This is a genomic window from Streptomyces sp. NBC_01241 (assembly GCF_041435435.1).
Taxonomy (GTDB): domain Bacteria; phylum Actinomycetota; class Actinomycetes; order Streptomycetales; family Streptomycetaceae; genus Streptomyces.
This window is the reverse complement of sequence record NZ_CP108494.1, coordinates 5,453,758-5,477,237: the sequence shown is the minus strand read 5'-3', so window position 1 is coordinate 5,477,237 and position 23,480 is coordinate 5,453,758. Positions and strand designations below refer to the sequence as shown.

General features: G+C 70.2%; 23 protein-coding genes and 1 pseudogene. 17 read left to right on the top strand and 7 right to left on the bottom strand.

The window, feature by feature from the left end:
• Positions 1-20 precede the first annotated feature (20 nt).
• The 11 genes from OG306_RS24690 to OG306_RS24640 all read left to right on the top strand — a co-directional run bounded on the left by OG306_RS24690 (position 21) and on the right by OG306_RS24640 (position 10,653).
• A complete protein-coding gene (locus OG306_RS24690) occupies positions 21-1,151 on the top strand; it encodes a homocitrate synthase/isopropylmalate synthase family protein (protein ID WP_266748254.1) in 1,131 nt (376 codons plus the stop codon).
• 30 nt (positions 1,152-1,181) lie between these two features.
• Positions 1,182-2,441, top strand: coding sequence for a 3-isopropylmalate dehydratase large subunit (locus tag OG306_RS24685; protein ID WP_266748253.1), 1,260 nt, complete (start codon positions 1,182-1,184; stop codon positions 2,439-2,441).
• Positions 2,438-2,938 carry a hypothetical protein gene (locus OG306_RS24680; RefSeq protein ID WP_266748252.1) on the top strand — a complete coding sequence of 167 codons (501 nt, stop codon included), beginning with the start codon at positions 2,438-2,440 and terminating at the stop codon, positions 2,936-2,938. The genes OG306_RS24685 and OG306_RS24680 overlap by 4 nt, the downstream gene beginning before the upstream one ends.
• A gap of 5 nt (positions 2,939-2,943) precedes the next feature.
• Positions 2,944-3,702: a class I SAM-dependent methyltransferase gene (locus OG306_RS24675; RefSeq protein ID WP_266748251.1), complete on the top strand. Its 759-nt coding sequence runs from the start codon at positions 2,944-2,946 to the stop codon at positions 3,700-3,702.
• Positions 3,699-4,163, top strand: coding sequence for a GNAT family N-acetyltransferase (locus OG306_RS24670; protein ID WP_266748250.1), 465 nt, complete (start codon positions 3,699-3,701; stop codon positions 4,161-4,163). Before OG306_RS24675 ends, OG306_RS24670 begins: the two co-directional genes overlap by 4 nt.
• Positions 4,160-5,347, top strand: coding sequence for an ATP-grasp domain-containing protein (locus OG306_RS24665; protein WP_371665617.1), 1,188 nt, complete (start codon positions 4,160-4,162; stop codon positions 5,345-5,347). The genes OG306_RS24670 and OG306_RS24665 overlap by 4 nt, the downstream gene beginning before the upstream one ends.
• Complete coding sequence (locus OG306_RS24660; RefSeq protein WP_266748248.1) at positions 5,344-6,462, top strand: ATP-grasp domain-containing protein; 1,119 nt, start codon at positions 5,344-5,346, stop codon at positions 6,460-6,462. Before OG306_RS24665 ends, OG306_RS24660 begins: the two co-directional genes overlap by 4 nt.
• On the top strand, positions 6,459-7,718 hold the full coding sequence (locus OG306_RS24655) for an MFS transporter (RefSeq protein ID WP_266748247.1): 1,260 nt from the start codon (positions 6,459-6,461) through the stop codon (positions 7,716-7,718). The genes OG306_RS24660 and OG306_RS24655 overlap by 4 nt, the downstream gene beginning before the upstream one ends.
• Complete coding sequence (locus OG306_RS24650) at positions 7,708-8,772, top strand: hypothetical protein (RefSeq protein ID WP_371665616.1); 1,065 nt, start codon at positions 7,708-7,710, stop codon at positions 8,770-8,772. Before OG306_RS24655 ends, OG306_RS24650 begins: the two co-directional genes overlap by 11 nt.
• Complete coding sequence (locus tag OG306_RS24645) at positions 8,769-9,989, top strand: ATP-grasp domain-containing protein (RefSeq protein ID WP_266748245.1); 1,221 nt, start codon at positions 8,769-8,771, stop codon at positions 9,987-9,989. Before OG306_RS24650 ends, OG306_RS24645 begins: the two co-directional genes overlap by 4 nt.
• 160 nt (positions 9,990-10,149) lie before the next feature.
• Positions 10,150-10,653: a DinB family protein gene (locus OG306_RS24640; protein ID WP_266748244.1), complete on the top strand. Its 504-nt coding sequence runs from the start codon at positions 10,150-10,152 to the stop codon at positions 10,651-10,653.
• A 97-nt stretch (positions 10,654-10,750) separates the two neighbouring features.
• Here the strand turns inward: OG306_RS24640 and OG306_RS24635 are convergent, their stop codons facing one another.
• The 4 genes from OG306_RS24635 to OG306_RS24620 form a co-directional block, all read right to left on the bottom strand.
• The gene (locus OG306_RS24635; protein WP_266748243.1) at positions 10,751-11,620 is read right to left on the bottom strand and encodes an LLM class F420-dependent oxidoreductase; all 870 of its coding nucleotides are present in this window, start codon (positions 11,618-11,620) and stop codon (positions 10,751-10,753) included.
• A gap of 378 nt (positions 11,621-11,998) precedes the next feature.
• Positions 11,999-12,964, bottom strand: a complete 966-nt coding sequence (locus OG306_RS24630) for a carbon-nitrogen hydrolase family protein (protein WP_266748242.1) — start codon at positions 12,962-12,964, stop codon at positions 11,999-12,001.
• Complete coding sequence (locus OG306_RS24625) at positions 12,961-13,827, bottom strand: nitrilase family protein (protein ID WP_266748241.1); 867 nt, start codon at positions 13,825-13,827, stop codon at positions 12,961-12,963. Before OG306_RS24625 ends, OG306_RS24630 begins: the two co-directional genes overlap by 4 nt.
• Complete coding sequence (locus tag OG306_RS24620) at positions 13,824-15,272, bottom strand: purine-cytosine permease family protein (protein ID WP_266748240.1); 1,449 nt, start codon at positions 15,270-15,272, stop codon at positions 13,824-13,826. The genes OG306_RS24625 and OG306_RS24620 overlap by 4 nt, the downstream gene beginning before the upstream one ends.
• 208 nt (positions 15,273-15,480) lie before the next feature.
• Here OG306_RS24620 and OG306_RS24615 point away from each other — a divergent pair, with 208 nt between their 5' ends.
• Positions 15,481-16,065, top strand: coding sequence for a helix-turn-helix domain-containing protein (locus OG306_RS24615; RefSeq protein WP_266748239.1), 585 nt, complete (start codon positions 15,481-15,483; stop codon positions 16,063-16,065).
• 178 nt (positions 16,066-16,243) lie between these two features.
• Here the strand turns inward: OG306_RS24615 and OG306_RS24610 are convergent.
• Positions 16,244-16,996: pseudogene (locus tag OG306_RS24610) on the bottom strand (GntR family transcriptional regulator).
• Between the two features lie 265 nt (positions 16,997-17,261).
• Between OG306_RS24610 and OG306_RS24605 the strand changes: the two are divergent.
• Genes OG306_RS24605 through OG306_RS24585 form a run of 5 tightly spaced genes read left to right on the top strand, consistent with a single transcriptional unit; the run spans position 17,262 to position 22,010 of the window.
• The gene (locus OG306_RS24605) at positions 17,262-18,416 is read left to right on the top strand and encodes an ABC transporter substrate-binding protein (protein ID WP_266748238.1); all 1,155 of its coding nucleotides are present in this window, start codon (positions 17,262-17,264) and stop codon (positions 18,414-18,416) included.
• Positions 18,416-19,318: an ABC transporter permease gene (locus OG306_RS24600; RefSeq protein ID WP_266748237.1), complete on the top strand. Its 903-nt coding sequence runs from the start codon at positions 18,416-18,418 to the stop codon at positions 19,316-19,318. The genes OG306_RS24605 and OG306_RS24600 overlap by 1 nt, the downstream gene beginning before the upstream one ends.
• Positions 19,306-20,214, top strand: coding sequence for an ABC transporter permease (locus OG306_RS24595; RefSeq protein WP_266748236.1), 909 nt, complete (start codon positions 19,306-19,308; stop codon positions 20,212-20,214). The genes OG306_RS24600 and OG306_RS24595 overlap by 13 nt, the downstream gene beginning before the upstream one ends.
• A gap of 3 nt (positions 20,215-20,217) precedes the next feature.
• A complete protein-coding gene (locus OG306_RS24590) occupies positions 20,218-21,306 on the top strand; it encodes an ABC transporter ATP-binding protein (protein ID WP_371665615.1) in 1,089 nt (362 codons plus the stop codon).
• Positions 21,303-22,010, top strand: coding sequence for an HAD family hydrolase (locus OG306_RS24585; protein WP_266748234.1), 708 nt, complete (start codon positions 21,303-21,305; stop codon positions 22,008-22,010). The genes OG306_RS24590 and OG306_RS24585 overlap by 4 nt, the downstream gene beginning before the upstream one ends.
• A 38-nt stretch (positions 22,011-22,048) precedes the next feature.
• Here OG306_RS24585 and OG306_RS24580 read toward each other — a convergent pair whose 3' ends face one another.
• On the bottom strand, positions 22,049-22,657 hold the full coding sequence (locus OG306_RS24580) for a hypothetical protein (protein ID WP_266748233.1): 609 nt from the start codon (positions 22,655-22,657) through the stop codon (positions 22,049-22,051).
• On the bottom strand, positions 22,654-23,199 hold the full coding sequence (locus OG306_RS24575) for a hypothetical protein (RefSeq protein ID WP_266748232.1): 546 nt from the start codon (positions 23,197-23,199) through the stop codon (positions 22,654-22,656). Before OG306_RS24575 ends, OG306_RS24580 begins: the two co-directional genes overlap by 4 nt.
• Positions 23,200-23,480: the final 281 nt, after the last annotated feature.

Below are 23,480 nucleotides of genomic sequence, written 5' to 3'. Positions count from 1 at the left end.
TCTGGAAGGTAACCATCGGCATGCGCAACGACCTGATCATCGAGGACACCACCCTGCGCGACGGCGAGCAGACGCCGGGAGTGGCGCTGTCGGCCAAGAAGAAGCTGGAAATCTTCAACGCCATGATCGACGCCGGCGTCAAGTGGATCGAGCCAGGCATCCCGGCCATGGGCGGCGAGGAGGTCGTGGCCCTCAAGCAGATGCTGGAGCGCCGTGACGAAGTCACCTTGATCGGCTGGAACCGCGGTGTCCGCAGCGACATCCAGCGCAGCATCGACCTGGGCTTCAAGGCCATCCACATAGGTCTTCCCACCTCTGACAACCACCTGAAGAACTCGGTCCGGCGGGACCGCTCGTGGCTGCTCTCCACCGCCCGGGACATGGTGAAGCTGGCCAAGGACCAAGGCTGCTTCGTCAGCATCAGTGCCGAAGACATCGGCCGTACCGAGCCGCAGTTCCTCCAGGAGTACGCCGTCGCCGTCGCCGAGGCCGGGGCGGACCGTCTGCGGCTGTCGGACACCATCGGCATCCTCTCGCCCAAGGGCTACGCCGACCGGGTCCGTTCCGTGGCCGAGGTCTCCGACATCGATCTGCAGGCCCACTGCCACAACGACTTCGGCCTCGCGGTGGCCAACACCCTGGCAGCCATCGAGGCAGGTGTGCGCTACTTCCACGTGACGGTCAACGGCATCGGCGAGCGGGCCGGCATGGCCGACATCGCCCAGGTCGTGATGAGCCTGCGCCAGTGGTACGACGTGGACCTGGGCATCGACACCGCCAAGCTGACCGCGCTGTCCCGGCTGGTCTCCGAGGCGTGTGCCGTGCCGTCTTCTCCCTGGCAGCCGATCGTCGGCACCAATGTCTTCGCCCACGAGTCGGGCATCCACACCACCGGCATGCTCCGCGACACCTCCACCTTCGAGCCCTTCGCGCCGGAGCTGGTCGGCGGTGAGCGCCAGCTACTGGTGGGCAAGCACTCCGGCCGCGGTGTGATCGTCAGCTCGCTCGGCGAGTACGCCGAAGGGCTGGACGACGCCGCGCTGGACGCCCTGCTGACGGAGGTCCGGGCCGAGGCCATCGCCTGCTCCGGCGCCGTCCCGCCGGAGCGGCTGCGCGAGCTGGCCGCCAAGTTCAGGGCCACGGCCGGCTGAGGCCCGGACCACTCAGGAAGTGACGAAGAAGTGACACAGGAGCCGACGCAGGCCGCACCGCCGGCGCTGACGGCCGGGATTCCGCTGGCCGAGCAGATCATCGCGTCCCACCTGGTCGGGGAGGAGGGCCCGGTCTCCCCGGGCCGCCTCGTCACCGTGCGACCCGACCGCGTCTACGTCCAGGACGGCAATGCCCCGACCATTGCCAAGCTGTACCAGCGGCATGGCTACACGACGGTCTTCGCCCCGGAGCGGGTGAGCTTCGTCTTCGACCACTCGGTGCTGGTCGCCGACGTCGACATGGCTGACCGGATGAAGGAGGCGGAGGCCTTCGCCGCGGAGATCGGCGTGGACGTACGCCGGCGCGGACAGGGGATCAGCCATGTGATCGCGGCCGAACTCGGCTGGTTCGCCCCGGGCACCCTGGTGCTGGGCTCCGACTCGCACACCTGCGTGGGCGGCGCCTTCGGCTCGCTGGGCCTGGGCATGGGCGCCTCCGACATCACCGCGGCCATGGTCACCGGCAGCACCTGGCTCCGGGTACCGGAGTCCGTGGTGGTGCGGTTCACCGGGACGCCCGAGCGGGCCACGCAGCCGCGGGACGTGCTGCTCACCCTGTTGAACAGGATGGGCCAGGAGCCGTTCCTCTACTGCTCGGTGGAGTTCGAGGGCCCCTGGGCCCGGGCCCTGACCAGCGACGCCTCAGCCAGCCTGGCCAGCCTGGGCGTCGAGCTCGGTGCCAAATGTGTCTTCGTACCGGACGAGCAGGGCACCGTCCCGGCCGGTACGGCGACCGGACTGCGCACCGTGGAGTTCGACATCGGCGGCCTGCAGCCGGTCGTCTCACTCCCTCACCTGCCCGCCCACACGGCGCAGCTGGACGAAGCGGCCGGGACGCCCATCGACTACGTCTTCCTCGGCAGCTGCACCAACAGCCGACTGGAGGACATCGCCCAGGCGGCGGCCACGGTCAAGGGCCACCAGGTCAGTACCCGCACCCAGTTCGTGATAACGCCCGGATCGATGGGCGTCTACCGGGAGGCGATGCACGCCGGATACATCGACACCCTGATCGATGCGGGCGCAGTGGTCACCCCGCCCGGCTGCGGAACCTGCGTCGGAACCCAGGGGCCGCTCCCGGCCCGTGGTGACAACGTCCTCTCGACGATGAACCGCAACTTCCGGGGGAGGATGGGCAACGCCGAGGCCAACATCTACCTGTCCTCTCCCGCCGTGGCGGCCGCGACCGCGTTGCTGGGCGCGATCCCCACAGTGAAGGAGATCCCATGAGCGTCGTCTCCAGCCACCGGGTACGCAGGATCAGTGGCGTCGTCTCCACCGATGACATCATCCCGGCCCGCTACAAGCACATGCACACCGATCCGCAGTTGCTCGCCCCGCACCTGTTCGAGGCCTACCGGCCCCATTTCGTCGACACGCTGCTGCCGGGCGACGCGATCGTCAGCGACTCCGTCTTCGGCATCGGCAGCTCGCGGGAACAGGCGGTCACCACCCTGCTCGCCAACGCGGTGAACCTGGTGATTGCGCCCCGGTTCGGGCGCATCCTCTTCAGGAACTGCTGGAACCTGGCCCTGCCGGCCATCGAGACCGCCACGGACCGGCTGGAGGAGGGGTCGCTCGTCACCCTCGACCTCGGTCGGGGCGAGGTGCGCGGCGACGGGGAGGTCCTCGCCGACTTCGCGCCGCCCTCGGCCTTTCTGCTCGACATGATCCACGCGGGGGGCCTGCTCGCCCAGGTCGACTCCCGCCTCAGCCAAGGAGCATGAGCCACATGCCCACCCCCGATCCCAAGTTCGACGGGCTCGCCGACGACTACGACCGGACCCGGCCCCGCTACCCGGCAGAACTCTTCGCCCATGCCGTCGCCCTGCTGCCGGAGCGGATCCGGCCGACCGTGGTCGACGCGGGCGCCGGCACCGGGATCGCCCTGGAGGCGCTGGTCCCCCTCCTGCCCGCCGGAGCCGCGGTACATGCCGTGGACATCTCCGACGACATGATCCGCAGGGGCAAGGCGAAGTTCCCGCAGGTCATCTGGGAGCAGAGCACGGCTGAGGAGTACCTCGGCCGGCTCTCCCCGGTCGATCTCGTCCTGGCTGCCCAGGCCTACCAGTGGATGGACCGGCCGGCCTACCTGGCTGCCGCCGTGCGGGCGCTGCGCTCCGGCGGGGTGTGCATGGTCGTCCAGAACAACCGCGACTACGGCATCGGCGGCTTCGCCGCGGAGTACGAGGACCTGCTGGAGGAGCTCTCGCCGGGCTACCACCGCACCTACCGGGCCATCGACGTGGCACAGGAGCTGTCCGAGCGGTTCGACCGGGTGGAGCGCCGGGAGTGCCAGTGGCGGCAGGCACTGACCGCCGAGGAGTTCACCACCATGAGCTCCTCCTCCACGCAGGCGCAGCGTGCCATCGCCGCCGTCGGCCCGGTCTTCCTGGAGCGGGTGCGCGCCCTGTGTGCGCGGTACGAAGAGGCCGGGAAGGTGCAGGTGCCCTATCTGAGCGAGGCGTTCTACGGGATCGCCCGCGGATGACACGGGCCATGGTTCCGGTCAGGATCGAGGACGGCCGGGCGGCGGACGCGGAGGCCGTCGCCCGACTGGTCCGGGAGGTCTACCAGCCGTTCACGGCGGACTTCCGGCCGACCGCGCTGAAGTGGACCGCCGAGGCGCTGCACGACTGCGCCGACTCCTGGCTGCTCGCCCGCTCCGACACAGGGCTGCTCGGAGCCGTACGCCACGGCCCCGATCCGGAGGGCTACACACTCGACACCCTGTCGGTCGCCCCCTCTTGGCGCCGGCAGGGCGTGGGCAGCCGACTGGCGGCGGCCGTCCAGGAACGGGCCGCTGCCTCCGGCGCCCCGCAGCTGATCATCGCCGTACGCGACAGCCTCGCCGTGAACGTCGCGTTCTTCACGTCGCTGGGCTACCGGCGGGAGCGGCCCTTCCCGCCGCACCACCACGTCTTCACCAAAGAGATAGGTTCACCACAGTGACTCTGGTCTGCCTGGGCTACCGGAAGGGCTTCGTCGAAGCGGCTCGGCAACGCGGTCTGGCTCTCCACTTCATCGTCGAGAAAATGAAGTCCGGACTGAGCGGGCTCTCCTGCACCAAGGTCGCCGACCTCGCCGACACCGAGGAGGTGCTGCGCGCGGCCCTCGCCGCGGTCGGCACCGGCATCACCGGTGTCGTCACCGGGCACGAGCAGGCACTGTTCACGGCCGCCGCACTGCGCTCGGCGCTCAAACTGCCGGGCGACACCCATCTGCTCAGGTGCCTGCGTTTCCGTGACAAGCAGATCCAGAAGCAGTCGCTGTCTGCGGCGGTGCCCCGGACGCGGTGCACCTACCTGCCACGCGAGAACCCGTCCTTCGCGCGCCTGGCGGAGCAACTGGACGCGAAGGGCCGCCCGGTGGTCGTCAAACCGGCGGACGGCCACGGCGCCCAGGCGACGCGGCTGGTGTCCGGCCAGACCGAACTCGACGCGTACGTGTCCCAGTTCCCGGTCCGGTCCGATGTGCAGACCGTCGCCGAGTGCTTCGTGGAAGGCGAGGAGATCCACGTCGACGGGATCTGGTCGCGGGGCGAGCCGCGCTGGCTGTCCGTCAGCACCTACCTCGGCCCGCTCATGGGCTGGCACGAGGGCGCGGCCATCGGGGACGCACCGCTGGGCGGCGCCGAGCCGGAGCTGGACGCCCGGGCCCGGCGCTTCGCGACCCAGGTACTGACCGAGCTCGACGCCCCGGACACCGTGTTCCACCTGGAGGCCTTCGTACGCCCCGACGGCGAGCTGGTGCTCGGCGAGGTGGCGGCGCGGATGGTCGGCGCGCTGACCGCCGAGGTACTGGAGCTGACCTATGGCATCGACCTGTACGGCGCGGCAGTCGACCTGGCGCTCGGTCGCACGCCGGCACTCCCGGCCGAGCCCGCCGGGCCGGCGGACCTGTTCGGCTTCGTCTACCTCACCCGCAGCCCGGACCACGAGCTCTCCGAGGCGTCCTTCCGCAAGCGCTTCGACCTGATCGAGCTCGACTACCCGGCGGTGGACGAGGGTCGGCGGGGATCCTACGGCCGGTGGGGCCACGCCATCGCCTCCGCGCCCACCCACCAGCAGCTGGTCGACGAACTGCGCGCGATCGCGGCCTTCAACCGCGGCCCCGAGGGGGCCGAGGCACGATGACCGGCCGTGCACGCGTCCTGGTGCTGGGGCACGAGAAGGAACTGGCCCGCCGGGCCATGGACCGCTTCACCACGCGGTACGAGTTCGTCCGTCCGGACGCCGTGGACGCAACCACCGCGACCACGCCGGGGCCGCAGCTGCTGCAGGCGGTCGACCGCCTGGTCAGTGAGGCCCCCCTGGCCGCGGTGGTGGCCACCACGGAAAGCGCCATGCTCGCCGCGGGCTTTCTGCGGACCCAGTACGGTCTGCCGGGCCTGGGCTACGAGCAGTCCGTGCGGGCGACCAACAAGTGGCGGATGCGCTCGGTACTGAGCCCCGTCGTCCGTTCGCCGCGCGCCTGGCTCTCCGGAGACTTCCTGAGCTGCGGTGAGGATCCGGCGGCGGATGTGGTCGTCAAACCTCTCGCCTCCTCGTCCGCGCGCGGGGTGCGCCGGATGACGGCCGGTCACGCCCGGGACTGGCTGCGCGGCCATGACGGACTGTGGCTGGTCGAGGAGGCCGTGGCGGTCACCCGGGAGTTCCACTGCGACGGGGCCTTCCAGGAGGGGCGGCTGTCCTGGGTGGAAGTGTCCGAGTACGACCGGCCGGTGCTGCGATCGCACGGCACCCGGAGCACGTGCGTGCTGCGCCGGGACGACCCGGTGCGGCCTCTGCTGGCTGAGCGGGCCGGCCTCGTCATCGAGGGGCTCGGCTGCCGGGACGGGGTCTTCCACATGGAGTTCCTCCACGACGGCAGCGACCTCTTCTTCGGCGAGGTGGGTCTGAGGCCGGGCGGCACCGGGATCGCCGAACTGCTGCAGATCGCCACCGGCGCCGATCTGTGGGCCGCCTTCGTCGCCACCCAGCTCGGTGAGAACAGCGGCGGATTCGCACCCCGGCGGGCGGCGGAGGAGATAACCGGCCTGGTGATGGCCCGCACGGACCAGGACGGCCGGCCGCCGGTGCCGCCGCAGGTGGCCAGGGAGCTGCCCGGCGTCGTCGGCCTCGGCGACGGCAACCTGGAGCACGGCACGCGGCCTTCGCACATGTGCGAGTTCGAGTATCTGGCGTTCTTCGAGGGGCTGAGCACCGAGCAGGTGCCCAGGCTCCGCGCGTCCGTGGCGGTGGCCCGATGAGCCCGGCGTCGCAGACCCGTTCGCCCACCGCGGGCACCTGGCTGCTGAGCTTCTTCTTCCTCGGCAGCGCGGCCGAGATGCTGCAGGCGGTGGCCCTGCTGTGGGCCACCTACGAGCTCACCCACAACGCCGTGGTGGTGGGCGCCATCGGCGCCGCCGCGCACCTGCCCGGGGTGGTCCTCGGACTGGCACTGCGCAAGAAGGCCGACGCCGGTCAGGCCGCCAGGCTGCTCTCCCTCACCAACTGGGTGCTCTTCGCTGGTTCGTCCGCTCTGGCCCTGGTCTGGGCCGCCGGCCTGGGCCCGGGCGTGATCATCGGTGCGTTCGCCGCCGTCCAGTGCAGCCTGAGCGTGGTCAAGACGCTCAACAAGGCATATGTGGGCCGGTTCGTGCGGCAGCACTTCGCGCCGACGCACGCCGTGCGGCTGCTCGCCCGGTCCAGCGCGCTGTCACTGGTGGGCGCCCTGATCGGCGGCGGGGCCTCCGGACTGCTGCTGGACACCACCGCGGCGGACTCGTGCTTCGCCGTCGCGGCGCTGCTGTATCTGCTGAGTCTCGTGGCCGTCCGGCTCGTCACCGCGGCACCTCCCGCGGTCCGGGAGGTACCCGACAGCGCGTCGCCGCCCGCGGCCCCTGCGGCCCGTACGGTGGCGCGGGCCGAGACACCGCGAGCCGAGCCGGCCGATCCCGCCGGCCGGACGAGGCTGATCCTGCTCTACTCGATTCCGAGCAGCGGCGCCCTGCCCTTCATCTCCACGCTGATGGTCCCTCTGGCCCAGTCGGTGGCCCCCGGCTCCGGCTCCTTCTACTCGGTCCTCACCGTGACAACGGCCTTCGGCGGGTTTCTCGCGGGCATGGCCTTGTCCCGCGGCACGCTCTCCGCGGAGCGGACCCTGAACATCGCGCTGGTGGCGGGCGGCGCACTGGTCGCCTGCTTCGCCGCCACCCGGTGGCCGCCCGCGGTGCTGCTGCTCATGCTCGTCGCCGCGGTCGTGCTGACGGCGCATGTCATGGTGATGCAGGTGCTGACCAACCAGGCGCCGCCGGCAGACCAGGTCGGCCGGTTCAGCGTGGTGCGCAACTCGGTCGCGGGCTCGGCCAAGGCCGGGTTCTCGCTGCTGGCCGGCTGGCTCGTGGAGGCATGGGGGCTCGGCACGGCCTGGCTGGTACTGGCCGTGGTGCTGGCGCTCTTCGGCTGCGCCTGGTGGAGCGTCAAGGAGCGTTCGTCGATCGAGGAGCTGGCCCGTGTCGGCTAGGGAAGAATTCATCGCACACGTTCGGGCCCGGCGGCGCGGTCTGTTCCGCCCTGGGCTGCCGGACGGGGAACTGGCCGAAGCGCTGGCCCTGCTGGGCCTGGACGACGCTTCGCTGGAACGCTGGTCCGGCTGCGCGACCTCGCTGGTCTCCCTGCCGCACGCCAGCCCGAACGTCTTCGACCCCCGGACCCGGGTCGGCTGGTACGCGGGCACACTGATGCGACGCCCGGAAGCGGTCAGTACCCACCACCTGCGGGTGGTACTGACCCACACCAACTTCTCGGACCTGGGCTGGCGGCCCTACGCGTGGTGGTACCTGAGCGAGGCCGAAGGGGTCCGCTGTCACCGCCTTTTCACCCGCAACAAGAAGCGGAAGCATGTGGTGGTCGCCGGCCGGGGGCCGCTGGACTCCGTACCCGAGGGCATGGTGGGCGCGGACCTGGTCGCCGCGCGGGCCGCCCAGTGGGGCGCGGACCTGGCTGTCTCCTACATGCTGATCGACGCGGTGATCGGCCGGGCTGCCGGGATGACCGCGGCGGGCACGACCACCTTCGTCCCGCTGACGCTTGTGCTGTCCTTCGTCCGCGAACAGGCAGCCGCGGCGGCGTCCCGTCCCTCGCTGGGCGCGTGGTGCGGCGGACTGGTCGCCGCGGCCCGCGGACGCCGGATCGGACCGGACGGCACCCTGCTGGAATGCCCGGCCGACAAGGCCGATGTCTTCGACAACTACAGCAACTTGGCAGCGCTGTGCGTGCTCGGCCGCACGCAGGTGCTGGGCGGCGCGAAGATGGCCGGCTACTGGCCGGAGGTCGAGGCCGTGATCGGACGGCTCGAGGAGCTCGCGCCCGACGACTGCCGGGCTCCGAAGGTCCTGGTGGTGCCGGAGGCCGACCTGCTGGGCGTGAGCGGACCGTCGCCCGAGGTCGCGGCAGAGCTGGCCCGCCAGGGCGTGCGCTACAGCCAAGGACTCGCTGTGGCCGAGCACGGGGACTTCGCCGCACACCACAATCCGTTCGCAAGGGAAGAGCTGAGGACTACGGGAGTGGGAAAGTGACAGATCGTGTACTGCTGATCGGCGGAAAGCCGGACGGATCCGTGGAGGCGCTCGCCGCTCACGGAGCGCGGATCACCTGCGTGGCACGGCCGAAGCACGCGCGTTCGCTGCGCCGGCACGGGACGGTCGAGCAGGTGGTGGCGGTCGGTGACCCGGCGGACGTGGAAGAGGTGCTGCTCGGCCTCGCTCGCGAGGGCATCCGACTGGACGAGTTCGACGTGGTCACCAGTGGCCTGGAGAACGGGCTGGTCGCGGCCGCGGCACTCGGGGCGTGCACCGGCGCGCGGGCCCTGCCCCTCGAGACGGCCGTACTGGTGCGCGACAAGCACGCCCAGAAGACGGCGCTGCGCAAGGCCGGCATCCCGGTCGCCCGCTCGGCGGCCTTCGACGAGCCGGACGAACTGGCCGCGGCGGTGGCCGAAGTGGGCGGGGTCCCCGTCGTGGTCAAGCCCCCGGACGGTGCGGGCGCACGCGACACCCGCGTGCTGCGTTCCCCCACCGGCCTCTCCACCTGGACCGCGAGCCACAGCTCCGGCCCCTGGCTCTGCGAGGAGTTCGTCCCGGGCACCGAACTGCACCTCGACGGCGTCGTACGCAACGGCGAACTCACGCAGCTGTGCATCTCCCGCTACTTCGCCAACACGATCCAGGTCCAGGACGGCGCACTGAACGGCTCGGTCACCCTGCGGGAAGCCGACCACGCCGCGTGCTACGCCACCGCACGGCCCCTCCTCGGGCGCTTGATCCCGGCTCTGGGGCTCACCTCGGGGGTGTTCCATCTGGAGGCCTTCGAGCAGCCGAACGGCGAACTGGTCTTCAGTGAGTGCGGCGGCCGCGTCGCGGGCGCTCGCATCGACCGCACCGTCCTCCTCGCCACCGGCGTCGATCTCCACCGCGAGTGGGCCGCCGCCGCCCTGGACGCCCCCTCCCCGGAACGCGCCGAACCGGCCGATGACCACCTCTGCTACGGCTGGCTCAACCTCCTCGCTCCCGAGGGGCGCATCCTCTCCCTGCCCTCCCTCGACGAGATCCGTGCCCAGCCCGGCGTCGTCGACGCCGAACTGAAACTGGCCCCGGGCGCGGACATGACCTCCTTCCAGGACGCCAACACCCGTGCCGGCCGCGCCATCCTCTCCGGCCCCACTCCCGCCGACGTTCTGGCCACGGCCACAGCCCTCAACTCCTGGTTCCGCTCCACCGCCCGCACGACGCCTTGATCCGACACCCTGGATTCCTGCCGGGTGTGTCGATCAACGAGCGTGAGCCCGGCGCGCCGGCGCCGCAACAGGGGGGAGGAGAGGGCGCCCTCGCGTAGGGAGTGGTCGCACATGGTTATTGGATGGACAAGGGTGGGTCCGTCGCCCATGGTGTACGTCGATGACACGCACCGATTCGCCTCCCGCATGGGACGAGCGCACCCAGTTGGCCACCTTCCTCGACTACGTACGCGGCACCGCACGCGCGAAGTGCGAGGGCGTCTCACCGGACGATGCCCGCCGGGCCCCGCTGCCGGGCTCCCCGCTGATGACGATCGCCGGGCTGATCAACCACCTCAGCTGGGTCGAGTACTTCTGGTTCGAGGTGGTCTTCCTCGGCGGCGAGGACGAAGGCCCCTGGACGGACGAGGACCCCGACCGCGAGATGCGCATCGCGGTGGACGTGCCGCTCGCCGATGTGCTGGCGCAGTACGAGGCACGGACCACCCGCTACCGCGAACTGGTCGCCTCGCACGACTTGGACACGCCGGCCAAACGGTCGCGCAGGGACGGCCGTTACCCGGATCTGCGCTGGATCGTCCTGCATCTGGTCGAGGAGACCGCCCGGCACAACGGCCACCTCGACATGATCCGGGAGATCGTCGACGGCACCACCGGGATCTAGGAGCCGTCCGCCTTGCGCCATGCCGTCCGGGCTGCTGCCGCTGGCAGCCTTGCCTCGGCGGCGGGTCGCGGTCGAACCCCCGTAGCGCGGTGTTCGGCTACCCGATCTGGGCGATCGCGGGTGCGAGGTGCTCGGCGACCTGGTGGGTGAAGCTGACCGGGTGCCGGTCCGGCAGCACCTGGATCTCGCTGATGCCCAGGCTCGCGTACGCCTCCGCGTCGGCGAGGAACACGTCCGGCCGGTCCAGCACCGGGCCGTTGTACATCACGGTCTTCGTAATGGCGTCGTAGTCCCGGTCCTCCGCGGCGCAGTGGGCGCGCAGCACATCGAGTTTGTGGGCCACTTCCTCCTGGCCGGTGGCGAACAGATTGCAGGCGTCCGCGTACCGGGCGACCAGGAGCAGCGTCTTCCGCTCGCCCCCGCCGCCGATCATGATCGACGGGCGTTCGCCGATCGGCTCGGGCACGCACAGCGTTTCGGCGAGCCGGTAATGACGGCCGTGGAAGGGGCCGTTGTCGTCGCTCCACATCTGCAGGCAGATCAGGATCGTCTCCTCCAGCCGCTCGAAGCGCTCGGCGACCGGAACCACGGGCACTCCGAGCCCGTACTGCTCCCGCTCGTACCAGGAGGCGCCGATACCCAGCCTGGCCCTGCCGCCCGACAGCACATCGAGGCTGGTGACGATCTTCGCCAGCAGTCCGGGGTGCCGGTACATCACCCCCGTGACCATCAGGCCGAGCGTCATGCGCTCGCTCACCGCCGCGACGTAGCCGAGCGTCGTGTACCCCTCCAGCATGGGCTCGTCGGCGACGGTCTGCCCGGTCTCCATCTGGAAGTAGTGGTCCATCACGGTGAACGACGCGATCCCCGCCTGGTCGGCGACGCGTACCGACTCCGCGAGGGTCGGCGCGATGAGGGCGGGGTCGGCCGGTGTCGAGTAGTTCCAGTAGTGCAGACCGAGCTTCACGTCCGACCTCCGCGGGTCAAGGGAGAGCGGGCCGGGACGGCGTCGCTCCGCCACCGGGCGACTCAGCCCATGACTACCCTCCGCATTCTTTCATCACACTACGCGCATGCGTGACGGTCGGCATTTCGGTGCCGTCGCGACCGCAGGGCACACACGCACAGAGCCGATGCGCCCCCGCGTTGGGCGGTTTCATTCCGGCTGGAGGCGCGGGGCCCGTTCACGCCGATAAACCCAACAGGGTGGTATGTCGCGGACAACATGAGAAAACAACAGCTATGAATCGGCGCGCCTGCAACGCCGGAGTCGCGGCCGGGGCACTGCTCGGCGGCATGCTCCTGCCCACCCTGGGCACGCGGGGCACGTTCCCCCGCGGCGATGTCACTCGGTGAAGCTGACCCCACTTCCGCGTCGGCCACGGTCGATGGCGAGCTGGAAGACGTCCGGCCGGGCGTAGTGGCCCGCGACATCGAGATCCAGCGACTCCTCGTACCGCCGTCCGGTCTCCAGCGTTGCCGTGATGATCCGGGCCTCGTCGAAGACCGGCTCCACGATCCACGATCCGTCCGGTCCCGCGATACTCGATCCGCCGTTGAGCAGCAGTCCGCTTTCCGGCGCGTCGGGTCCCACTCCGGCCCGGTAGGCGGCGCGAAGGTCGGCGGGAATATCGTCCGTGGAGAGGACCTGTCCGGCAGACACGACGAAGCAGCGCCCCTCCAATGCGTACGAACGCGCCGCGATGCGATGGCTCTCCGGCATGTCGGGCCAGACGGCGACGTGGATTTCCTCGTTCTGCGCGTGCAGCGCGTGACGGGCGAGCGGGTTGAAGTGCTCCCAGCAGACCAGCGAGCCGATCCGGCCGGCCGGGGTGTCCACCACCCGCAGCCCCGCACCGTCACCAGCCGCCCAGACGATGCGCTCGGTGTGCGTCGGCGTCAGCTTGCGGTGCAGATTGAGCGTGCCGCCGTCCGGGCCGATGGTGATCAGCGAGTTGTAGAGGGAACCGGACGCCTTTCCCGCGCGCTCGTTGAGTCCCAGGACCACGGTGACGCCGCTCTCGCGGGCTGCCGCTCGGATCGGGGAGAGGCTGTCGTCCCCGCCCTCGGGGTCGAGTACCGGGCTCTGCTCCAGCAGCCGCGCGTGCCAGCGCTGCGCCGTGCTGTCCCGCCACCCGGCGAGGCCGAACACCCACGCCGGATAACAGGTGAGCCAGGTTTCGGGGAACACGACGAGCGTCGCGCCCGCCTGTGCCGCCTCGGTGATGTGGCCCGCGGCAAGACGTACCGATTCCTCCAAGTCGAGCAGCGCGGGCGGCTGTTGGACGATCGCGACCGTCGTCTGCGTCATGGTTGCTTCGTTCCTCGGTGTGCGTACAGTCCGGGCCGGCGGTCCGCGTGCACGTCGTTGTGTTCGCTGATTGCCTTGCAGCGCGCCTCGGCGAGTTGGAGCGTCGCGGTGACGATCGCCTCCTCGCCCAGACGCAGCGGGGTGACGGGATAGCCGTCGGCGTCGACGATCACACTGCCGCCGAGCCAGTCCTGACCCCGTTCGGTGCCGGTGCGGTCGGCGACCGCGACGAACATGCGGTTGACCGCGGCGTCCGCCTGGATACGGACGATCTCGGCTGGACGCTCATCCTCCGGCCGCGGGTACAGCGGCCAGTTCACCGGTCCGCACAGCAGCTCGGCCCCGTCCAGGGCCACCAGCCTCACCCACTCGGGGAATTCGAGGTCGTAGCAGATCATGACCCCGATACGTCCGTACGGTGTGTCGACCACGGGCGGCCGCGCGTCCCCGGGCGTGAAACCCCAGGTCTTCTCGCCGTCCCACAGATGCGCCTTGCGGTACGAGGCGCGCAGTCCCGTCTCGTCGACGAGCACGGCGGAGTTGTACGCGCGGCCGTCGGCGCCGAGTTCGGCGAAGCCGCTGACGATGACCAGCCCCAGCCGGGCGGCGATCGTCTCCCACTCCCTGATCGTCTCGCCGTCCAGTGGCTCGGCCACCGAGAGCAGTTCGTCCGCGGTCTCGAAGACGTAGCCGGAGTTGGCCAGCTCGGGCAGGACCACGATGTTCGCGCCCCGCCCGGCCGCCTCCTCGATCGCCGCACGGATCCGCCGCCGGTTCTCCTCGACACGGCCGACGCGCGGAGCGATCTGGCAGCTCGCAACCGTGACCGTCGGGCGCGCAGGGGATGTGGGCTGTGGTGTCACCGGGCAGCTCCCTCCAGTTCGGCTTCGCTCTTCGCATGGGCCTCGGCCTCCGCGTCACGGTCCAGGTTCCGTGAGAACAGCCGGTAGAACACGCCGGAGACGATCAGACCGATGACGAACGAGAAGTCCGCGCCGCCGAGCGCCTCCGCCACGGGGCCGACGTAGAAGCTCGTCGAGAAGAAGGGGATCATCGCGATGAAACCGACGATGTATGCCGTGACGCCGCGCCATGCCCAGCGGCCGTAGATGCCGTCCGGCTTCAGGATTTCGGCGATCGCATACGTGCCGCGGCGAACGAAGTAGAAGTCGACCAGGTTGACCGCGGTCCACGGCACCAGGAAGTAGAGCATCAGCAGGACGAAGTTGTTGAAGCTGCCGATGTAGTCGTCGGGGATCAGCAGGGCAACGACGAGTGATCCGGCTCCGACCATGACGAGACCCATGACCCGCAGTCGCACCGTCGGGCGCACCTTGCGGAAGCCGTCGATCGCGCTGGTGCCGGTGAGCATCGCGCCGTACGCATTGACGCCCATGATCGAGATCAGGGCGAGGACCGAGGTGATCACGACGATCAGGCCGAAGCCGGGGAAGAGCAGGTCGCCGACCTCGCGCAGGGCCAGGATCGGGTCGGGGTTCGGCAGATAGGTGGCGAGGATCGCGCCCAGCGACATCAGCCACACGGCGGAGAACGTGGCGCCCGAGTAGACGGCGGTGATCAGCTTGCGTGCGGGGGCGTTCGCCGGGAGATAGCGCGTGTAGTCGGAGACGTACACCGAGTAGCTGATGTTGTAACCGGCAGCGAGGGAGAACTGCACCAGGAACGCCTTCGAGTCCCAGCCCGCCGTCGCGGCGGGGGCGTCCACGGCAATCGGGTTCGAGGCGAAGTGGACGATGGCCACGATCGTGAGGATCGCGAAGACGACGATGAGCAGATACGTCAGCCAGCGCTGGACGAAGTGGAGCAGGTCGTGCCCCACCACGGCGATGACGATGGAGACCGCGATCAGCAGCGGGTACCAGAACAGCTTGCCGTCGGGCAGAACCAGTCCGATGCCCTGCTCGGCGAGAACGGTGTCGAAGACGAGGAACCCGACGTAGACGAACACGGTCGCGGCAAACGGCACGGTGGAGCCGCGGCTGCCGAACTGCGCTCGCGACTGGATCATCTGGGGCAGGCCCATGCGCGGCCCCTGGTTGGCATGGAACGCCATGAAGAAGGTGCCGAAGCCGACGCCCAAGAGGATGGCCAGCACGCTGTACCCGACGCTCAGGCCCATCGAAGCACCGACGAAGCCGGCGACCATGGTCGGGAGCACGAAGTTGCCGGTGAACCAGAACGGTCCCTGGTGCCACACCTTCCCGTGGCGCTCGGAGCTGGGCACATAGTCGATCGAGTGCTGCTCGATCGCGCTTTCACGATGCGGCGCGATCTCTGATGAGGACATCGTCTTCGTCCCGTCGCTGGGGAGGCCGGATATCCGGCAGGAGCAGGGGTTCGACCGGGGTCTTCGGACCCCAGGATCTATGACTCGGAGAGTTACCTATAAACAACAAAGAATGCTTAGGGGGCAACTTTCGTTCCGGGTAGTGTGGCTGCGGGTAACCACCCTGTCAAGAGCCGTCTGTGAGCCGGTCGAGCGAGGCGAGGACTTCATGAAAGCGCTGCACCCGACGCCCTCCGCCAGCCCGGTCCGTGTCGGAGCGCGCCTTCGGGCATGCCGCAAGGCGCAGGGGCTCACGATCGAACAGGTCGCCGCCGCGACCAGCCTGACCAGGGGTTTCATCAGCCGCGTCGAGCGCGACGAGACCTCGCCGAGCGTCACGACCCTGGTGACCCTGTGTCAGGTGCTCTCCCTGCCGGTGGGCTCCCTCTTCGAGGACGCCGACACCGAGGTCGTGCGCCTCGAGGAGGCGCCGAACATCAACATGGGTGGCCACGGCGTCGTCGACCGCCTGATCACACCGCGCGCGCAGTCGAAGGTCCAGGTCCTGCGCTCGCACCTCGAACCCGGCGCGAACGGTGGCGACGACCTCTACACGATCAACTGCGACGTCGAGGTACTCCATGTCGTCACCGGCGAGGTCTCCGTGCAGTTCACGGGGCGCACGGAGACGCTGACGGCCGGCGACACCCTCACGTTCCCCGGTCGCGAGCCCCACAACTGGCGCAACTCGGGCCCGTCCCCGGCCGAGGTCCTGTGGACCTTCGTCCCGGCCCCCTGGAGCGGCTCCCGCTGAGTGCGAGCCGTTCGAGCCGCGCACTCCTGCACCAGCTCTTGCCCGGCGTGCCGTACGTGACGCGGGGTCGTGCATCCACAGGTTGTCCACGACGTTGACCGAACGTCAACGTACGCCCTGCCGCCGGAACACGGGGCCGCCGATGCCGGTGGTTCAGAGGAGGTCACCCGACAGCCTCTCAGGCGGGCGCCGGCCCCCGGTGGCGTTCCAGCGGTGCCGCGGTGGCGGAGTTGCTGACGCTGAACGCGACACTGCCGGCGCGGTAGCGGTCGTCGGTCCATTCGATGGCTTGTCCCGACTGGTCGCAGGTGACATGGCGCTGGCGCAGCAGCGGGCTGCCGCGGCGTACGTGGAGCAGGCCGGCGCCCTCGGTGCCCGCGGCCACGGCGTCGATGAGGTGCTCGCCGTACTGGGCGACGATGCCCGCGTCCCGGGCGATGCTGTCCATGATCGAAACGCAGTCCTCGGGGAGCGCTTCGACCGCCGGTGCGGCCCAGTCCGCGTAGACGGTCCGCTCCACCATCGTCGGCTCTCCTTCGAGGGAGCGCAGGCGCAGGACGTGGAGGATCTCGGCGCCCTCGGGCAGGGCGAGGCGGTGGGCCTCCTCGGGTGTGGCCTCCCGCCTCGTCCGTACCAGGATCCGGCTGGTGACCTTCAGGCCCATGCTCCGGGCCCACTGGGCGAAGCTGTTCAGCTCGGCGAAGCTGTGGCGTCACTCCTGGCGCAGCACGATGCGGCGGGCCCCCTGGCGGGAGCCGATCAGGCCTTCCGACGTCAGGAGTGCGACGGCCTGGCGGACCGTACCGCGAGAGGCCGACCAGCGGGCCACCAGCTCGCTCTCCGAAGGGAGTTGGGCTCCTACGGCGTAGTCGCCTTCGAGTATCGCCCGTCGTATGGCGTCGGCGATCTCCAGATAGCGTGCCGTTCCCACGCGTCAGCCTCTCCGTCCGTTCCTGTGCACAGCCGGTTCCTCGGAGTGCCGGTCGGACGCCCACTCTAGCCGGGCCTGGACGCAGACGCGTTCCCCTCCCGGAGGCCTCAGTTTTACGGTGTTCACCTGGACTTCATGAGCGTCAGGTCTTCGTGCGGCCCTTCCCGGGCGGCCACGTGCCGTTCATTTTCGCGTCGGTCGGAACGGGCGAACTAGGGATCACTTGTTCAGACAAGTCGCCCCCCTCTCGCTTCAGGAGTCTCCTGTGCCCAGACCTTCCGGTCGTCGTGCCGCCGTCCTGCTCGGCGCCGCCGTACTCACCGCCCTCACCGCAGCCTGCGGTGCCGCACCCGACGCCCCCGCCGACGCCACCGGACACAAGGCAAGCGCGAAGAGTGCCGAGTCCGCCGCCTCCTTCGGCGGGATGAAGGCACTCGTCGCGGCAGCCGAGAAGGAGGGCCGGCTCAACGCGATCGCACTGCCGTCGGACTGGGCGAACTACGGCGAGCTCATCAAGGCCTTCGAGGCCAAGTACAAGGTCGAGATCAAGGTCGAGAACCCGGACGCCGCCAGCGCCGACGAGATCGCCGCGGTGAAGTCCCGAAAGGGCCAGGACCGTGCCCCCGACGTCCTCGACCTCGGCATCGCCTTCGCGCGCAGCGGCGCCGACGAGGGCCTGTTCGCCCCGTACAAGGTCGAGCCGTGGGACAAGATCCCGGACGGTCAGAAGGACGCGGACGGCCGTTGGTACAACGACTACGGCGGCTACGTCTCCATCGGCTGCGACGCCAAGCGCGTCAAAGTCTGCCCGCAGACCTTCGCCGACCTGCTCAAGCCCGAGTACAAGGGCAAGGTGGCCCTCAACGGCAACCCGACCAAGTCGGGCTCGGCCTTCGGCGGCGTCTACGCCGCGTCCCTCGCCAACAAGGGCTCCTTCGCCGACATCCAGCCGGGCATCGACTTCTTCGCGAAGCTGAAGAAGAGCGGGAACTTCATCCCCGTCGAGTCCACCCCGGCCACCGTGGAGAAGGGCGAGACGCCCATCTCCATCGACTGGGACTACCTGAACGCCGGATACGCCGACGAGTTCAAGAGCAAGGGCGTCGACTGGAAGGTGAACGTCCCCGGCGACGGCGTCTACGCCCAGTACTACTCCCAGGCCATCAACAAGGAGGCCCCGCACCCGGCGGCCGCCCGTCTGTGGATGGAGTTCCTCTACAGCGCCGAGGGCCAGAACCTGTGGCTCAAGGGCTACGCCCGCCCGGTTCTGCTGCCCACGATGGCCGAGGACGGCACCGCCGACCAGGGCTTCGTCGCCAAGCTCCCCGAGGTCTCCGGCACCCCGGCCTTCCCCTCCTCCGCGGAACTCGACCAGGCGAAGGCCACCCTCGCCGAGAAGTGGGACAAGGCCCTCTCCTGATGTCCGCCTCCCCCGCCCCCCACCCGGGGACGCGAACCGCCGGCGGCACCCGCCGCCGGCGGCGCTCCCCGCGCACCTGGCTCGCCACCCTCCCGCTCCTCGTCTTCGCCGGCCTGTGCTTCGGCGTTCCGCTGGCCGCCCTCCTGTTCGGCGCGGTCACCCGCACCGACCCCGGTTCGGGTGCCACCTCCCTCACCGGCGAACACCTGGCACGATCTCTGGAGGGCCCCTACCTCGGCTCGCTGATCGGCAGCGTCGAGCTCTCCGCCTTGACCGCGCTCCTCGGCGGGGTGCTGGGGGTCCTGATCGCGCAGGCGGTCGTCACCTCCCGCTCCCGGGCGCTGCGCGACGCGGCGCTGACCGCGTCCGGAGTGCTGGCCAACTTCGGCGGTGTCCCCCTGGCGTTCGCGTTCATCGCGACGCTCGGCATCTCCGGTGTGGTCACCCAGCTCGCCGACCTCGGCAGCCTGGGCTGGGACCTCTACTCCTTCACCGGCCTGGCCGTCGTCTACCTCTACTTCCTGACCCCGCTCATGGTCCTGGTCACCGCACCGGCCCTGGACGGGCTGCGCCCCCAGTGGCGGGAGGCGGCCCAGAACGCGGGGGCCACCTCGTGGCAGTTCTGGCGCCACGTCGGCCTGCCCGTGCTCGCGCCGTCGCTGCTCGGCGGCTTCGTTCTCCTCTTCGGTACCGCCTTCGCCGCGCATGCCACGGCCGCCGCGCTGGTCGGCGGCTCGGTGCCACTGGTCACCCTGAAGATCGCGGACGCGCTCTCCGGAAACGTCCTGGTCGGTCAGGAGAACGTGGCACTCGCCCTCGGCCTCGACATGATCCTTGTCGCCGGCCTGGTCATGGCGGTCTACCTGCCCCTCCAACGACGGAGCGCCCGATGGCTGCGATGACCCGGACCGTCCCGGACAGTGCCGCGTTCGAGGCGCACGGCCCGGCACCGCGCACCCGGCCCCGGGCCCCCCGCCGGCGGCCACGCGTCTGGCGCGGGCTCGTCCTCACCCTGGCGGGCGCGTACTTCCTCGTTCCCGTCGTCGCCTCGTTCGTCTTCACCGTGCACGTACCGGGCCAGGGCGTCTCCTTCGACGCGTACACGGAACTGCTCGCCGCCGACGGCTTCACCGGCAGCCTGCTGCTCTCGCTGTCGCTGGCCGCGGCCACCATCGTGCTGTCGCTGCTGCTGGCCGTGCCCGCCCTGATCGCCGTACGGCTCGGCTCGCCCCGACTGCGGCCGGTGATCGAGGTCGTGTGCATGCTGCCGCTGGTCGTACCGCCGATCGCCCTCGTCACCGGCATCAGCACGGTGCTGCGCTGGGGACCGGAGCACCTGTCCCGGACCCCGCTCTACCAGACCTTCATCGTCGTGCAGAACGAGTCCTTCCCCGTCGTCCTGGTCCTGGCCTACACCGTCCTGGCCCTCCCCTTCGTCTACCGTTCGCTGGACGCGGGACTGCGGGCCGTCGACGTGCCGACGCTGGTGGAGGCCGCGCGCAGTTGCGGCGCCTCGTGGACGTACACCGTCGTCCGTGTCCTGCTGCCGAACCTGCGGTCGTCGATCGCCTCGGCGGCCTTCCTCACCCTGGCCCTGGTTCTCGGCGAGTTCACCATCGCCTCACTGCTCGGTTTCCAGCCCTTCGCGGTGTGGATCGTCTCGATCTCCGGCGCCCAGGCCCGGATGTCGGTGGCCGTCTCGATCCTCAGCCTCGTCATCACCTGGGCGCTGCTGCTCGTCCTCTCCCGCACGGGAACGGCGGCATCCGATTCGGCGCCCTCGCGTAAGGAGTCCTGACCCATGTCCTCAGCAACCGCGGAGCGGTCCCAGACGCCCGCCACCACCGGAGCACGGGTCGAATTCCGTTCCCTGCGAAGGACTTTCGGTTCGACCGTCGCGCTCGACGGACTCGATCTGACCGTCGAGCCCGGCGAGCTGATCGCCCTCCTCGGCCCCTCGGGCTGCGGAAAGACCACCGCGCTGCGGATGGTCGCCGGTTTCGAGCGGCCCGACTCCGGTGAAGTCCTCCTCGACGGCCGGGACATCACCGGTGTGCCGGCCAACCGCCGCGACGCGGGCATGGTCTTCCAGTCGTACAGCCTCTTCCCCCACCTCACCGTCCGCGACAACGTCGCCTTCGGCATGCGGGTACGCAAGGTCCCGGCCGCCCGGCGGCAGGCGCGCGCGGCCGAACTCCTCGAACTCGTCGGGCTGCCCCGGCACGGCGACCGCTACCCGCACCAGCTCTCCGGCGGTCAGCAGCAACGCGTCACCCTCGCCCGGGCGCTGGCCCTCCAGCCGCGAGTCCTGCTGCTGGACGAACCGCTCTCCGCCCTCGACGCGAAGGTGCGTCTGAGCCTGCGCGAGGAGATCAGGCGGCTCCAGCTCTCCCTGGGCATCACCACCGTCTTCGTCACCCACGACCAGGAGGAGGCGCTGTCCATGGCCGACCGGGTCGCCGTGCTCGACGCCGGCCGGCTGGAGCAGTGCGCTCCCCCGGCGGAGCTGTACGAACGGCCCGCCACCGCGTTCGTCGCGGAGTTCGTCGGCACGATGAACCGGCTGCCGGGCCGTCTGACGGACGGGGACCTGGTCGAGGTCGCCGGGCGCCGCCTTCCGGTCGCCGGGGAGGTCCCCGCCGAGCGGGAGGTGGACGTGCTGGTGCGGCCGGAGGACGTGACGGTCACGGCGGACGCCGAGGGCACGGTCACGGTCGTCTCCGCCTCGTTCCTCGGCGCCGTCACCCGGCTCCACCTCGCTCTGTCCGGAGGCGACACCGTCAAGGCCGATCTGCCCTCGCGGGACGCGGGCGAACTGGTTCCCGGCGCCCGCGCGGTCATCGGCCTCGGCCCGCGGCCCGTCCTCGTCGCACCGCGGAGGCCGGCGTGAGCGCCCTGGCCGCCGTCCTGTTCGACATGGACGGCACCCTGGTGGACACCGAGGGACTGTGGTGGCAGGTGACCTCGGACGTGGCGGCCGGACTCGGCCACCGTCTGACCGACGCCGACGCTCCCGAGGTCGTCGGCCGGGCCGTCGAGGACACCGCGGCACACCTGGCACGGGTCACGGGCAGGGACGACACGGAACGCGTCGCGGCGGCGCTCGGTGACGCGTTCTTCCGCCGCGTCGACGCGGGTGCGCCCCTGCGCCCCGGCGTTCAGCGGCTGCTGTCGGAACTGGAGCACCAGGGCGTCCCGTTCGCCCTGGTGAGCGCTTCCCCGAGAACGGTGGTCGACTCGGTGACGCGGGGAGCGCTGGCACACGTGCCGTTCGCGTTCACCCTCTCGGCCGACGACACCGTACGCACCAAGCCCCATCCCGACCCCTACCGGGCGGCGGCGGAGCGTTTCGGGGCGGCCCCGGCGGCGTGTGTCGCCGTCGAGGACTCACCGGACGGCGCCGCGTCGGCCGAGGCGGCGGGCTGCGCGCTCCTCGTGGTGCCGTCCCTGCTCCCCGTGCCGCCCTCGCCGAGACGGACCTTCGCGGACAGCCTCGACGGGATCGGTGCGGCGGACCTGCGCCGCTGCGTGGAGGCGGGCCGGCACTATCCCGATGGGGTCGCCGAGCCACCCGTCGCCGGTCACCCGGCGTGACGTGGGCCGGTACCGGGTCGACTGTTCGGTCTCGGCCGCTACGGCTGGGGGCCGGCAGCCGCGGCGGTCGATGAGCCCGCGGGCCCGAGACCGAGCGGGGGCGAGGGAAGCCCGAAGTGGTCGGCAATGATCCGCACCGTGTGGGCGCCATCGGCGTTGAAGCCAGGATCGGTGTCGTACTTCGGAACGTCCCGACCGACGATCCCGGCGTCCAGCAGTTCGCGTACGAGCAGGTCGGCCATACCTCCGGCGCGCCGTGATTCGCGGCGTCGGCCGATGTTGAAGCATGTCTCCACGAACCCGCCGCGGCTGTAGGTGAACTGGCACGGGTGCTCGGCGCAGTGCGGGACCATGTAGTTCTGCCCGTGCGGGCACTCGCATGCGGGCGTGGATGCCAGGAACACGGATTCCACGCGATCCGGATGGCTGACGCGGTCCGCATGGCGATAGCCGGTGATGTCGCGCGCCAGGCCTCCGATGGACGCCCCGACCGGGATGCTGTAGGCGTCATGTGTCACCCATGCCCAACCGGACGATTCGCCGGTGGCGAGGGCAGGACGCCCCGCTTCGGTGAAGACGGCGGACACGGTGGGCAGGGTCAGGCCCTTGCAGAAGGTGACGAACGTGTTGGGGGCCGGCCAGCTCATTTCGACGTCACCTCCGGTGACAGGGGCGGCGAGGGCAGGGCGAAGTAGTCGGCGATCACTTTCACCAGACGTTCACGATCGTCGTCATCATGGTCGCAACAGTCGTGACCGGGGTCGTCTTGTTGTCCACATTCCGCGCGGGGGCCGATGAGGCCCGCTGCCAGGAGTTCGGGAGACAGATAGTCCGGGTTCGCGCCTACCCGTTGCTGGAGGTCCTCGAAGTTGAACCGGAGGGTCAGGCATCCGTCCCGGTAGTAGTCGAAGGCGGGCGGGAAGGCCTTGACGCTACAGGGTTCGGTGACGAACACGACGATCTCTGCGCCGCTCGGGCACAGGGCGCTGTAGTCGACATCGTCGTAGTCCTCCGTATCCCAAGCGAGCATGTCGTGCACCGCCCACGCCCATCCGTCCGTTTCGCCGGAGGCGAGCGGTTCTCGCTGCCGGTCGCACAGGCCTTGGGTAAGTGTGTCGAGTGGGATGCCCCGGGCGAAGACGACATTCACCTCGTGGCCACGGAACGAGCCCTGTATCCAGCTGATCATGCGAGCACCCTAGGCGCGGGGACTGACAGCCGGGCACAGACGAGCGCCGCACGCTTCGTCGCCCTGATCCCACGGACGTGGAAAGCGGCTTCGAAATGCCGCCGGGGGTAGGGGCCCTCGTCCTGGAACGTGACACCTGGCCCCCGGAGTGTCACGTTTTTCCTTGACCCCCATGCTCCGGTGGCATGCCATGAAGCTCGGCGAGAGGCCGCGCGTGGAGCGGCCCTCGGAGCGCAGACAGGGCTACGGGAACCGCGGGAGCCGCGGGAGTTGCCGGTACG

Coding starts and splice junctions, on each gene's coding strand:
- OG306_RS24690 (WP_266748254.1), top strand. CDS start 21: ATGCGCAACGACCTGATCATCGAGGACACCACCCTGCGCGACGGCGAG.
- OG306_RS24575 (WP_266748232.1), bottom strand. CDS start 23,199: ATGATCAGCTGGATACAGGGCTCGTTCCGTGGCCACGAGGTGAATGTC.
- OG306_RS24675 (WP_266748251.1), top strand. CDS start 2,944: ATGCCCACCCCCGATCCCAAGTTCGACGGGCTCGCCGACGACTACGAC.
- OG306_RS24615 (WP_266748239.1), top strand. CDS start 15,481: ATGAAAGCGCTGCACCCGACGCCCTCCGCCAGCCCGGTCCGTGTCGGA.
- OG306_RS24680 (WP_266748252.1), top strand. CDS start 2,438: ATGAGCGTCGTCTCCAGCCACCGGGTACGCAGGATCAGTGGCGTCGTC.
- OG306_RS24660 (WP_266748248.1), top strand. CDS start 5,344: ATGACCGGCCGTGCACGCGTCCTGGTGCTGGGGCACGAGAAGGAACTG.
- OG306_RS24655 (WP_266748247.1), top strand. CDS start 6,459: ATGAGCCCGGCGTCGCAGACCCGTTCGCCCACCGCGGGCACCTGGCTG.
- OG306_RS24590 (WP_371665615.1), top strand. CDS start 20,218: ATGTCCTCAGCAACCGCGGAGCGGTCCCAGACGCCCGCCACCACCGGA.
- OG306_RS24620 (WP_266748240.1), bottom strand. CDS start 15,272: ATGTCCTCATCAGAGATCGCGCCGCATCGTGAAAGCGCGATCGAGCAG.
- OG306_RS24580 (WP_266748233.1), bottom strand. CDS start 22,657: ATGAGCTGGCCGGCCCCCAACACGTTCGTCACCTTCTGCAAGGGCCTG.
- OG306_RS24640 (WP_266748244.1), top strand. CDS start 10,150: ATGACACGCACCGATTCGCCTCCCGCATGGGACGAGCGCACCCAGTTG.
- OG306_RS24630 (WP_266748242.1), bottom strand. CDS start 12,964: ATGACGCAGACGACGGTCGCGATCGTCCAACAGCCGCCCGCGCTGCTC.
- OG306_RS24600 (WP_266748237.1), top strand. CDS start 18,416: ATGTCCGCCTCCCCCGCCCCCCACCCGGGGACGCGAACCGCCGGCGGC.
- OG306_RS24670 (WP_266748250.1), top strand. CDS start 3,699: ATGACACGGGCCATGGTTCCGGTCAGGATCGAGGACGGCCGGGCGGCG.
- OG306_RS24595 (WP_266748236.1), top strand. CDS start 19,306: ATGGCTGCGATGACCCGGACCGTCCCGGACAGTGCCGCGTTCGAGGCG.